We start from the raw sequence: 12807 nt of genomic DNA on the forward strand, positions 1-12807 counted from the left end.
AGCTGCCGGTCGGACCATGACACCGGGAGGCATTCAAGTGAACAGTGCGTGGTCGTCATGACCGGTGTGGCCTGGCGCGGCGGCGCCGTGGGTCTTGCCGCCACTGGCACAGACGGGTGCCCCGCGCACGTTGGGCGCAGTCGGCGAAAGCGCCACGCGCTGATGCATTCAGGACGCCGAGTATAAATATAGAACCCGATGGTCTAGTATTGACCGTATGTCCAGCTCGCCCTCCCTCAAGTCCAAGGCCAAGAGCAACGGTCCTGGGCGTCCCAAGGATCTTGGGAAACGTGCCGCCATCCTGGGGGCTGCTCGCGCGCTCTTTATGGAGCAAGGCTATGCCGGTGTCAGCATGGATGGGATCGCCGCGCAGGCCGGTGTCTCCAAGCTCACCGTCTATAGTCACTTTGGCGACAAGGAGAGCCTGTTTTCCGAGGCGATCCGCGCGCAATGCCAGCAGATGATGCCGGACGACCTGTTCGATCATGCTCCCGAAGGGGCGTTGCGCGACCAGTTGATTGAAATCGCCCACGCGTTCTTTGCCATGGTCAGCACCGAGTCGGCCATTTCCACCCACCGCATGATGATGGCGCCCGGCACCGGCGACGTGCATGTGCGCGAAATGTTCTGGGAAGCCGGCCCCAAGCGAACCCAACTGGCATTGGCGGATTTCCTGTCGGCACGTGTGGCCGACGGCCAGCTCGACATCGCCGACCTGGCACGCGCGGCCTCGCAATTCTTCTGCCTGCTCAAGGGCGAGCTGTATGCCTTGATGATGTGCGGCCTGCACGGCCAGCCCACCAGCGCGCAGGTGGATGAGCACATCCAATCCAGCGTGGACTTCTTCTTGAGGGCGTATGCGCCCCGTTGATCGCCCCCCGCCTTTGGTGGCGATGACTTCCGGCACTGCGCCAGCGGCCGGCGCGCAGCGATGCTAGATGCGCCAGTTGCCCCGTGCACCGGTAAAATGCTCGCCCCACCGCGTTGGATAACCGCACCATGACGATCGATTTCACCCAGGCCCGCGAAAAGATGGTCGAACAGCAGATCCGGCCGTGGGACGTGCTGGAGTTGCGCGTACTCGACGTGTTGGCGCGCCTGCCGCGCGAAGCCTTCGTGCCGGAGGCCTACAAGACCTTGGCTTATGTCGACGTGGAAATTCCGCTGTCGGCCGGCCACAAGATGATGAAGCCGGTTGTCGAAGGCCGCATGTTGCAGGCGCTGGATCTGCAGCCAGGCGAAGACGTGCTGGAGATCGGCACCGGCACCGGGTTTTCCACCGCCTGCCTGGCCGCACTGGCGCGCGAAGTGGTCAGCCTGGAAATCGACCCGGCACTGGCCAACGCGGCGCGCGCCAATCTCAATGCCACCGGTCTGGGCAGCAATGTCCGCATCGAAACCGCCGACGTGTTCGGCTGGCAGAGCGAGCGTCGCTTCGATGCCATCTGCGTGACGGGCGCTGTCGATACGCTGCCGACCCAGTGGCTGCAGTGGCTGCGCCCGAACGGCCGGCTGTTTGTGGTTCGCGGTCACGCACCGGTGATGGAAGCGGTCCTGGTGCGTGGCGACGTCAACGCCCCACGCATCGAATCGTTGTTCGAAACCGACCTCGCCTATCTCCAGGGCGCCGCACCGACGCCCCGATTCCAATTCTGATTCCCAAGGAAGCTTCCCCGATGATCCGCCGATCCCTCGCCCTGGCCCTGGCCGCCGCCCTGTCACCGATGGCTGCGCACGCCACCGATCTGCTGCAGGTCTACGAAATGGCCCGCAACGGCGACCCGCAGCTGGCCGTGGCCGAGTCCACGCGGCTGGTGAATCGGGAGGGGGTGGTGCAAGCACGTGCGGCGCTGCTGCCGCAGCTGGACGGTACGGCGGGCTATACGCAGGCGCACCGCAAACTGGACACCATTAACAACTTGAATGAAGGGCGCTCCACCACCAAGCAGCGCCAGTATTCGATCCAGGGTAGCCAGACCATCTTCAATTGGGCGCAATTTGCCAACGTACGTGCGCAGCGCGAAGTCGCGAAGGCCGCCGATTTTACGTTGGAGTCAGCAAACAACGACCTGATCACGCGCACCTCGGCGGCCTATTTCCAGGTGCTGGTGGGCATTGAGTCGCTGGCCGCAGCAGAGACAAACGAGGCAGCCGCCAAGAAGCAGTTCGACTACGCCGACAAGCGTCTTGAAGTGGGCCTGGCGCCGATCACCGACGTACACGAAGCCCGCGCCCAATACGACCAGGCGCGTGCCGACACCATCAACGCACGTAACACGCTCAAGGATTACTACCAGGCGCTGACAGAACTCACCGGCCAGCCGGTGGTGGGCCTGCGTGCGCTACCGGAAGACTTCCGCCCGGAAGTGCCACCGGCCTACAGCAATGTCGATCAATTGGTGACCAGCGCCATTGCCGATAACCCGGCATTGAAAGCGCAGCAGTTGCAGGTCAGCGCGGCAGAGGCACAGGTCAATGCCGCGCGTGCAGGTCATTACCCGACGCTGAGCCTGGGTGCCAACGTTGGCCGTAGCAATAGCTGGGGAGGTCAAGGTGCAGCAGATCAGGCCGCCGGTAATTTCACCACCAACGGCCGCGACATCGATACCGATTCGATCGGCGTGACCTTATCGATCCCGATCTTCGCTGGCGGCGCAACCCAGTCGGCCGTGCGCCAGGCGCTGTCCCGTCGTGACATCCAGCAGGACACCTACGAACAGCAGAAGCGCGCGCTGGACCGCAATACGCGCAATGCCTATCAGACCGTGGTGGCCGGCATCAGCGAAGTGGAAGCACGCCGTCTGGCCGTGGTCTCTGCGCAGGCCGCATACGATGCTTCGCAGGTCGGTCTGGAAGTCGGTACGCGCACCGTGCTGGACGTGGTGCAGAACCAGCGCACGTTGTTCCAGGCGCAATTGAACTACGCGCAGTCGCGCTACACCTTCTTGCAGAACCGCCTGCTGCTGGGCCAAGCCATCGGCAAGCTCGACATCACCGACCTGCAGGACGTGAACCGCCTGCTGTCGCAGGATGCCGAGTCCAAGCTGCAGGGCAGTGGCTCGTTGCAGTAGGACGATCTGAGATGTAACGCAAGAGGCGGGCTTCAGGCCCGCCTTTTTTGTGTGTGACTCGTCAGCCACCGAAAGACAGGTCCGACTGGTTTGGGAGGCGGACTTCGATGCTATGAATGCATGGGTTACAGAACGCGATTGCGGCTTGGCTGCAGGTTTCTTGCCCACCTACCGTCGCGGGACACGCTGCAAGTACGTCCTTGTGAGCCCTTAAGCGGCATCCATGCCGCGTAAGGGCTCGCGACAACGGGCGAGCAAGGAACAGTCGAGATGGTCGGTATTTATGGCTTCATTAAAGCAACCGGCCGACTCTTTTCTTTTGCGGTGTCCTCGCCATTGCGTGATCGTTGGCGACATAGGTGCCGCCAACAGATCAGCAGGGATGGGCTCACGGCGTGTCCCGCGAGCGGTGAGGGAGTCGCGCACTGGACCAACTCGGCTTGGCGCTCTGCCGATGACGCTAACGGCGCCGACAACACGATTGCGCGAACGCCACGTTGTGTCCGTTGCTCAAAGACTGCTCGATGATCTGACTTGAGATGACTGCAACAGGTCGCTGCAATGATGCAGCACGCACTTGGATACATTTTTCAAGACGTCACACCATCACTAACCACTGGCGGCAGGTCCGATGCAATCTGCACCAGCGTGCGGGCGACCGCGCCCTTGCCATTGGCGACCAACGCCAGGCCTGCGGCGGCCATCGCTTCGCGCTGCGCCGGGTCGGCGAGCAAACGTGCGAGATCGCGATGGACGCAGTCGGCGTCCTCGCAGATGGCCACCGCCTCGGCCTCGCGCATGCGCCGGGAGATTTCCGAAAAATTATGCAGATGCGGGCCGGTGACGGCGGGCGTGCCGACCGCCGCAGGTTCGAGCAGATTGTGTCCGCCGATCGGCTGCAGGCTGCCGCCGACGAAAGCGACCTGCGCGCATGCATAAAAGCTCATCAGCTCGCCCAGCGTATCGAGCACGAAGACCTTGTCGTGCGCTTGCGGCCACTGCTGCGCCTTGCGTGTGGCCACGCGCCATCCGCGCTCGCGCGCCAATGCCTCCACCTTTGGAAAGCGCTCTGGATGGCGTGGAGCCCATAGCAACAGCAGGTCGGGAAACTGGGTCAGCAACTGCGCATGGATATCGGCAACGGCTGCCTCTTCGCCCTCATGGGTGCTGGCGGCAATCCAGACCGGGCGGGTTGCCGGCACATGGGTACGGAAATGCGCGACCAGGGCCTGCAATTGGTCGGGGGCGGCGATATCGAATTTGAGATTGCCCAACGCCACCACCTGGTCCGGACGCGCGCCAAGGGTGATGAAGCGCTCTGCATCGTCCTGCGACTGCGCCGCCACACACGTCACCGTGCGCAGCGCGCGGCTGATCAATGGCGCCAGCACGCGGTAGCCGCGCAGCGAGCGCGCCGACAAGCGTGCATTGAGGATATACAGCGGAATCTGGCGGTCGCGGCAGCCAAACAACATGTTCGGCCATAGCTCGGTTTCCAGGATCAGCGCCAGGCGCGGGCGAAAATGTTCAAGAAATCTCCCTACGCTGCCGGGCACGTCGTACGGCAGATACACATGGTCGACCGCATCGCCCCACACCGCGCGGACGCGCTCGGACCCGGTGGGCGTAATGGTGGTGATGACCCAGCGGATATCCGGGCGCTGCGCACGCAAGGCGTTGACCAGCGGCGCGGCCGCATTGACCTCGCCCACCGACACCGCGTGCACCCATACCCGCGGCCGCCCGCAGGCATGCGTGTAAGAGGCGTAGCGCTCGTTCCACCGATTGAAGTATTCGCGCACACGGAAACCGCGCCACACCAGGTGGTACACCGTGACCGGCAACAACAGGTAGAGCAGCGCCGAGTACAGCCCGCGCAACAGCCATTCGATCGGGTCTTTCCGCATCCGTGCAGGATACGGGAGCGCCCGCACGTGCGCATGTGCACGCTGCCCGATGCGCACGATCCCTTAGAATTGGCGCATGTCCGAGTCCGCCAACGTCGCCGTCCGCCCTTCCCTGCGCAACCCCAGGCATTGGCCCATGTTTCTGGGCCTTGCGGTGATGGTGCTGGCCGGGCGTCTGCCCTGGACCCTGCAGCGCGCAATAGGACGTGGCGTGGGCTGGATCGCGATGCGGGTGGCAGGCACACGTCGGCGCGCTGCCGAGGTCAACCTCACACTGTGTTTTCCCGAGCAGGACGATGCCTGGCGGGCGCGACTGCTGCGCGATAGTTTCGATGCGCTGGGCGTGGGCCTGTTCGAGTTCGCGCGCGCGTGGTGGGGCAGCATCGATGCCATTCGCCCGGGCGTGCAGATCGAAGGCCTGGAACATCTGCAGCAGCTGCAGGAACAAAAGCGCGGCGTGTTGCTGGTGTCCGGCCACTTCATGACGCTGGAAATGTGCGGGCGCCTGCTGTGCGACCACGTGCCGCTGGCCGGCATGTACCGCAGGCACCGGAACCCGGTGTTCGAATGGGCGGTCAAGCGCGGCCGCTTGCGCTATGCCACGCACATGTTCGCCAACGAAGACCTGCGCGCCACCATCAAGCACCTCAAGCGCGGCGGTTTCCTGTGGTACGCGCCGGACCAGGACATGCGCGGCAAGGACACCGTGTTCGTGCCGTTCTTCGGGCATCCGGCCTCCACCATCACTGCCACCCATCAGCTGGCACGGCTGACCGGTTGCGCGGTGGTACCGTATTTCCATCGCCGCGAAGGCGGCCGCTACATCCTCAAGATCGCGCCGCCGCTGGCAGGCATTCCGTCGGAGGATGTGATCGCCGATACCGCGCAGGTCAATGCGGCGATCGAGGACATGGTGCGCGAGGCGCCGGATCAATATTTATGGATCCATCGCCGCTTCAAGCGTCAGCCGGGTGGACGCAGCGCGTTCTATCAATGAGCAGTCGCCCCAGGGCGAGCCGCCGATGACGCATTGCGCGGCCACTTTCGATCGCCGGCATGCGCGATCCCATGCAAGCGCATCAGCCCAGCGGCGGCCGATCTGCGTCGTCGTTGAGCAACGCGCCGGCATATAACCCGGCCAGCATCAGACTCAAACCGCCCCAGAAACTGGAATAGAACGCCAGATGCGTATTGAGCGGGAAAACGGTGGCCACCAAAGCGATCATCGCCGGGCGCGCCTGCTCACGCGCGGCCACACTCGAATAGCGCCACGCGCGCCATGCCTGCGCCGCGCCGGCCAGCCAGAGCAGCAAACCGATCACACCGGTTTCGGCCAGGATTTCCAGCACGATCTGATGCGCATGGAACGCCGGGCCATCGCCCCAGGCCGGCGCCTGCGCAGGGGTCGGATTACAGGCCGGATACGCCTGTCGGAACCCGCGCGCGCCCACACCGTTGAGCGGATGCGCGCGGATCATGCACAGCGCCGCGCCCCAGATCTGGCCGCGCCCGGACAAGGCGTGATCTACGCCCTGTTCGCCATTGCCAAATGCCAGGGCGGTGCGCTGGATGCGCTCGCGCGCCTGCGGTGCCACCGCCACCACGCCGCCGGCCAACAGCACGCCGGCCAACGCAGCGGCCAGCAGGCGCCGCCCACCCAGCAGCTGCCAGCCGGACAGCAGCACGATCACGCCGTAGGTGACCCACGAGGCGCGTGACCCTGCCAATACCAGCACCACGCCGACCGCCGCCGCTGCGCCCGCCCAGGCCCAAACAGTGCGCCGCCCCAGCGCCAGCAACAGGAACGGCGACAGGCTGGCCAGGGTCTGCCCGAACTTGAGATTGCACGGCCCCAGCACCCCGCTAAGGCGGTCGACCAGCGCCAGCTCCTGCGGCGTACACAGCCCGTGGCCGCTGATCAGCTGCTTGAGTTGATCCAGCGCGAAGAACAATGGGCTGCTGCCGATGGCGGCCTGCAACAGCGCATCCAGCGTCCACACCCCGCCGATCACCGCCAGGCCGATAAAGGTGCGGCGCCGCCGCTGCGCGTTGGCTACCGCAATCGCGCATAGCCACATGAAAGGCAGATAGCGTAGATCGGTGGCCGACTTGCGCAGCGCGCGACCGACATCGATTGCATCGAACGCGGACAGCATCTGCGGCAGCCAGTACGCAAAGAACAACACGCTGGTCAGCGCCCAGGCCGCGCCACTGAGCAGGCGTGTGCCGCCGCGAAAGCGTGCGTGCAGCAACCGGTAGGCCGCGAACAATGCACCCAGCGACAGCACGGTTTCGGCCAAGCCGGGCGTGGACCACAACGCGACAAACAAGAGCACCCACAGCGGCGCCCAACGCCCGGCATCGGGCGTCAATGCAGGCACGCTTACCGGGGTGTCAACGGCGGAATTCGTCATAGACCTTCAGGGTGGCCGCTTGCATGGCCTGCAACGTATAGGGAAGCACCGCCGGCGGTGTCGGCGGATGCTGCAAAAGGGCAAGCGCCTGAGCGCACAGTGCATCGGCATCGAACGCCGGCACTGCACCGCCAGGCTGCAGCTCGGCGAGCAATTCGCCAACGCCGCCATGCGCCCAGCCCAGGACCGGCCGGCCCACCGACAACGCCTCGACCACGGTACGGCCGAAAGCTTCGGGCTTGCGCGATAGCTGCAACACCAGATCGCTGGCGGCATAGGCGTCGGCGATACGCGCCGTCGGCTCGGTAAACGCGACCGCGTCGGCCACACCCAGCCGGGCTGCCTCGGCCTCCAGCTCGCGCACATACGCCTCGCGTCCGGGTTCGCGCGCACCGGGCAGCCACAGCCAGGCCGGCACGCCGGCCGCGCGCGCATCGGCCAGCAGTTGCAGACCATCGGCATGGCCCTTCAAGCGCGTGCCGCGCCCCGGCAACAGCAGCAGCGGCGCGTCGGAAGGCAGCCCTGGCAGCAGGGACTGCGCCCACTTGCGCGCACGGTGATCTGGATGTAAGCGGCGCGGAAACTGCGCGATGTCGACGCCGCGCGGAATCGTGCGCAGGCGGCCTGGATCGGTCTGCGGGTAATGCGCGCAGACATAGTCCCGCACGGTTTGCGAGACGCAGATGACGCGCTCGCCATAGGTCATGACCGCGCTATAACGGCTGGGCGAGTTGAGCCCGTGCACGGTGGTGACGAAGCGCGGACGCGTGGCGGCAGGCATGCCGCGTAGCGCGTACCAGCCCAGCCAGGCCGGCAGCCGCGAACGCGCATGCACGATGTCCGCGCCGAGTTCGGCAAACAGACGGCGCAGGCCGACCACATGACGCAGGGTCAACAGCGACTTGCGGCCAATGTCCAACGTGAGGTGTTCGCCACCCGCCTCCAGCAACGGCTGGACCAGGCGACCGCCGGCCGACACCACCACGGCACGATGGCCGGCGCGCACCAGCGCGGCGGTGATTTCAAGGGTGGAGCGTTCCACGCCGCCGGACTGCAGCGCCGGCAGCAGTTGCACCACGGTCAGGCGGTGCATCCGGCCAGGATCAGTCGGCAAGCACGAACAAGGCGCCGCAATACGGGCACTTGGCTTCGCCGTTGGGTTCGTCTTCGATCGGCAGGTACACGCGCGGATGCGAGTTCCACAGCGCCATCTGCGGTGTCGGGCAGCTCAGCGGCAGGTCTGCCCGCTGCACGGTGTAACGCTTTTCGGCATTGGCGGGCGCGGTGGCGGTCTGGCTCATGGCAGTGCGATCGGGAAACGAAGACAGAACCCGGATTCTAGCAGCCTGCCTGCATGCGCAGGGCGGCGCAGTGGGGAGCGCGTGCGATTTGCAGCCCGGAGGGCGGCGCGGGTCACGCGGAGAACCGGTCGTTGCCGGACCATGCGTGCCATTCGCAGTTGGCCGACGGGAGGTACAGGGCTGGGAGCACTGACACAACGCAACATGGGGTGCAGCTCGGAGACGGCTGCCCGACGCGTGAGACCTCCACGGCACTGATCGATTCCGCATACCGGCGCGCTTGTTGCCGGCCGCCAAAGCCGCGATGGCCGCTTCGTCGATGCACGGCAGAACGCCATGCCAGTCATGGACTCGTCACCCATGCCGTGATGCCTTTCCGCCGCAACCCGAAGTTATCAAGACGTGTCGCGTTCACTGTGAGCTGTCATCACCGCGTGCGCGTGGAGGTGAGTGTGCACACGCAGAACCCGCAAGCTCGGTGCGTGGACGACCCTCGCTCCCCGTATGCCAGCCACACACCACTCAGTGCACAGCTCGCTTGCGTGTGCTCGGTGTTTTGTCCACGATCGGCCGGCACCGGAATCTGCGCGATCGACCAGCACGCATCCATCGCGGCAACCGCTGGCAGTGCGCCGCTGCACCCGAGCCGCGCACCGATGGCGATGCAACGCTGGTATTGGTCCGCCACCAAGGAGACACCATCACGTGAGTCTGTCGGTCGTTGTGCGGCGTTTGCCGTTGGTTGTTGCACTGATCATCGCCCCTGCACACGCAAGTGCAGCAAGCGGGTTTGCCAGTTCGTTCGAGCGAGGACAACCCATGCCGGTCGGCGGGATGACTGCCGATGTGCGGATCGCAGTCGGCAACGGCCCTGCTTCACCCTACGCGGCCAAGCCCAACGCCGGTTACAGCGGGGTGCATGCGCTGCGTTACGACAGCAGCGGCACTGGTGGAAAACGCATCTTGTTTGTCACCGACCTCGTGATCGATGCACAGACCCGCCTGACGTGGCTGGTGCTTCCGGAAAGCGTCGGCACCGATCATGTTGCCTCGACCTACGTGTCGCTGGATCTGGTCTTCGACGATGGCACGCGGTTGTCCGCCACGTCGGCGCGGGATCAGCACGGCGTGGCGATGGGCGCAGATGCGCAGGGGCAATCGAAGACCTTGTATCCGCAGCAGTGGGCGCGCAAGGACGTACGGCTGGGCGAGGTGGCTGGCTTGCGTGGGCGCCGCGTGCGTGCGATCGAGCTGGACCTCGCACCGCCTGCGGGCGCAACAGCTGCCGGCTGGATCGACGACATCGCGCTGGGCGATGCACCGCTGCTGACGCCGGCACGCCCATCGGACTGGGTCTTGACCACGCGCGGCACGCACTCCAATGGCACCTTCTCGCGCGGCAATAATTTCCCGGCAACAGCGGTGCCGCACGGATTCAACTTCTGGACGCCGGTGACCGATGCCGGAACGCTGACCTGGCTGTATCGATGGAACGAGCAAAACGATGCCGACAACCGGCCGCGCCTGCAGGCGCTGGCGCTGAGTCATCAGCCCAGTCCGTGGATGGGCGACCGCCAGACCTTTCAGGTCATGCCCTCGCTCGGCGCGGGCGTGCCCGAAGCCGATCGCAGCAAACGTGCGCTGGCGTTTTCGCCTGCCAATGAAGTCGCGCGCCCGTACCGCTACGCGGTGCAGTTCGACAATGGCCTGCACGCCGATATCGCCCCGACCGATCACGCCGCGCTGTTCCGCTTTCGCTTCCCGGATCACGATGACGCCAACCTGCTATTCGACAATGTGGATGCGCGCGGTGGGCTACGCCTGGATGCCGCGACGCAGACGCTGTCCGGTTACACCGATGTGCGCAGCGGGCTGTCGACCGGGGCAACGCGCATGTATGTGTATGCCAGTTTCGACCGGCCGTGGACGGCCAGTGGCCGCATCGATACCGGGCGGCCCACCGGGTGGATCAAGTTCGATGCAGGCGATGCGCGTCAGGTGCAGATGCGCATCGCCACCTCGCTGATCTCGCTGGAGCAGGCCAGACACAATCTGGCATTGGAAATCGCACCGCAGGCATCCTTCGAGCAGATCGCCGCACAGGCGCAGGATGCGTGGGATGCGTTGCTGGGGCGGTTCGAGGTGCCCGATGCGACCGCCGACCAGAAGAGCACGCTGTATTCCAATCTGTATCGGCTGCATCTGTACCCGAACTCCGCGCATGAAAACGCAGGCAGTGCCGATGCGCCCGACTGGCGTTATGCAAGCCAGAACAGCTGGTCGGACGACAACGCCGACGGCAGCGCGGTGCGTAGTTTTGCACCGGTCCGCGATGGGCGGGTGTACGTCAACAATGGGCTATGGGACACCTTCCGCACCGCGTGGCCAGCGTATGCGCTCTTTGCACCAGACGACGCCGGCAGGTTTGTGCAGGGCTTTATCGAACAAGCGCGTGCCGGAGGCTGGATTGCGCGTTGGTCTTCGCCCGGCTACGCCGACTTGATGGTCGGCACCAGTTCCGATGTGGCGTTTGCCGATGCCTGGCTCAAGGGCGTGCAGGGCTTCGACCCGGCCGAGGCATACTCCGCTGCGCTCAAGAACGCGACCGTGGTGGCGCCGGATCGCCACGTTGGCCGCAAGGGCATGGCGCGCTCGACCTTCCACGGCTACGCCGATACCGATACGCACGAAGGCATGTCCTGGTCGCTGGAAGGCGCGCTCAACGACTTCGGTATCGCCAACATGGCCGATGAGTTAGCCAGACAAGCGACCGCCGCGGACGAGCGCGAGCGGTATGCAACAGAAGCGATGTATTTCCGGCAGCGCGCGGCGGGGTATCGCGCGTTGTTCGATCCGGCGATCGGCTTTTTTCAAGGGCGAAACGCCGATGGAAGCTGGCGTGTGGACAAGGCGCATTACGACCCACGCGTGTGGGGCAATGACTACACCGAATCCAGCGGCTGGACGTTTGCTTTCACCGCACCGCACGACGGCGAAGGGTTGGCCACGCTGTATGGCGGGCGCGCCGCATTGGCCGCCAAACTGGATACATTCTTCGCCACGCCAGAAACCGGGGCGGCGGCGTTTGCCGGATCGTACGGCGACACCATCCATGAAATGACCGAGGCGCGCGACGTGCGCATGGGCATGTATGCGCACAGCAATCAGCCAGCGCACCATATCCCGTGGATGTACCTGTTCGCTGGGCAACCATGGAAGACCCAGCAGCTGACGCGCGAGATTCTGTCGCGGTTGTATCTGGGAAGCGAGATCGGCCAGGGCTACCCCGGCGACGAGGACAACGGCGAGATGTCGGCGTGGTATGTGTTCGCGGCACTGGGGCTGTATCCGTTACGCATGGGCGCACCGGAGTATGTGATCGGCTCGCCGCTGTTCAAGCATGCGCGGGTGCGCTTGCCCGATGGCGGCACCTTGGTTGTCAATGCACCCCAGAATTCGCCGCAGAATGTGTACGTGCAGTCGCTCAAGCTCAACGGCAAGCCGTGGCACAAGACCTGGTTGGCGCATGCAGACATCGCCAACGGCGCGACGCTGGAGTTCGTGATGGGCCCGGCGCCGTCGCGCTGGGGAAGTGGGCCGAACGATGTGCCACCGTCATTGACGCCGGCCGGTCAGCGCCCTGCTCCGCTGCACGATCTACTTGGTGCCACCGCGCGCATCGCCTTGGACGATGGTCGTGATATCGCGGCGCTGCATGATGACGACGCCGGCACCGTCAGTGCGGTCGCCAACGCGTCGACGTTGACGCTGAGTGGACTGGAAGCTGGTACGCCGACGCTGTACACCTTGACCAATGGCAGTGCGGCGATGTCTGCAGCTGGCTGGACGTTGGAAGCACGCAGCGCAGGTGGAGCATGGCGCGTGGTCGATCAGCGCAGTGGCGAGCGTTTTCAGTGGCCGTTGCAGACGCGCCCGTTTCGCATTGCGACGCCCGGTAACTATGTGGATTACCGGCTACGACTGACGCTGCCTGCGCGTGCGCAGGTGGCGGAAATCGAGATCCTGGGTGGCGCGCCGGATGCGCGGTGACGCGAGATGGTGAGTGCCGTGATGGCTTTGACTGACGATGGAGCGCAAGACCTTGTCGGTGATC

Annotated in this window: 9 protein-coding genes; 5 read left to right on the forward strand and 4 right to left on the reverse strand. The window is 65.1% G+C overall.

What is annotated here, in order from left to right; all coding sequences use genetic code 11:
* Positions 1-217: 217 nt before the first annotated feature.
* The 3 genes from BJD12_RS08310 to BJD12_RS08320 all read left to right on the forward strand — a co-directional run bounded on the left by BJD12_RS08310 (position 218) and on the right by BJD12_RS08320 (position 3071).
* Complete coding sequence (locus BJD12_RS08310; RefSeq protein ID WP_039426195.1) at positions 218-871, forward strand: TetR/AcrR family transcriptional regulator; 654 nt, start codon at positions 218-220, stop codon at positions 869-871.
* Between the two features lie 128 nt (positions 872-999).
* A complete protein-coding gene (locus BJD12_RS08315; RefSeq protein ID WP_039426190.1) occupies positions 1000-1656 on the forward strand; it encodes a protein-L-isoaspartate O-methyltransferase family protein in 657 nt (218 codons plus the stop codon).
* 20 nt (positions 1657-1676) lie between these two features.
* A complete protein-coding gene (locus BJD12_RS08320; RefSeq protein WP_005990888.1) occupies positions 1677-3071 on the forward strand; it encodes a TolC family outer membrane protein in 1395 nt (464 codons plus the stop codon).
* A gap of 590 nt (positions 3072-3661) precedes the next feature.
* Here the strand turns inward: BJD12_RS08320 and waaA are convergent.
* Positions 3662-4978, reverse strand: a complete 1317-nt coding sequence (waaA, locus tag BJD12_RS08325) for a lipid IV(A) 3-deoxy-D-manno-octulosonic acid transferase (protein ID WP_005990889.1) — start codon at positions 4976-4978, stop codon at positions 3662-3664.
* Positions 4979-5054: 76 nt separating this feature from the next.
* On the opposite strand from waaA, the gene BJD12_RS08330 reads away from it, so the two are divergent.
* Positions 5055-5975 carry an LpxL/LpxP family Kdo(2)-lipid IV(A) lauroyl/palmitoleoyl acyltransferase gene (locus tag BJD12_RS08330; protein ID WP_042827840.1) on the forward strand — a complete coding sequence of 307 codons (921 nt, stop codon included), beginning with the start codon at positions 5055-5057 and terminating at the stop codon, positions 5973-5975.
* 82 nt (positions 5976-6057) lie between these two features.
* Here BJD12_RS08330 and BJD12_RS08335 read toward each other — a convergent pair whose 3' ends face one another.
* Genes BJD12_RS08335 through BJD12_RS08345 form a run of 3 tightly spaced genes read right to left on the reverse strand, consistent with a single transcriptional unit; the run spans position 6058 to position 8693 of the window.
* Positions 6058-7392 (reverse strand): O-antigen ligase family protein, encoded by a 1335-nt coding sequence (locus tag BJD12_RS08335; protein ID WP_039424435.1) that lies wholly within the window; start codon positions 7390-7392, stop codon positions 6058-6060.
* A complete protein-coding gene (locus BJD12_RS08340; RefSeq protein WP_005990896.1) occupies positions 7373-8485 on the reverse strand; it encodes a glycosyltransferase in 1113 nt (370 codons plus the stop codon). The genes BJD12_RS08335 and BJD12_RS08340 overlap by 20 nt, the downstream gene beginning before the upstream one ends.
* Positions 8486-8495: 10 nt before the next feature.
* Positions 8496-8693, reverse strand: coding sequence for a zinc-finger domain-containing protein (locus tag BJD12_RS08345; protein ID WP_005990898.1), 198 nt, complete (start codon positions 8691-8693; stop codon positions 8496-8498).
* Between the two features lie 705 nt (positions 8694-9398).
* Between BJD12_RS08345 and BJD12_RS08350 the strand changes: the two genes are divergently transcribed.
* Entirely contained in the window at positions 9399-12743 is a 3345-nt protein-coding gene (locus BJD12_RS08350; protein ID WP_042827842.1) for a GH92 family glycosyl hydrolase, read from the forward strand.
* Positions 12744-12807 lie beyond the last annotated feature (64 nt).

The organism is Xanthomonas vesicatoria ATCC 35937 (genome assembly GCF_001908725.1).
Lineage (GTDB): Bacteria > Pseudomonadota > Gammaproteobacteria > Xanthomonadales > Xanthomonadaceae > Xanthomonas > Xanthomonas vesicatoria.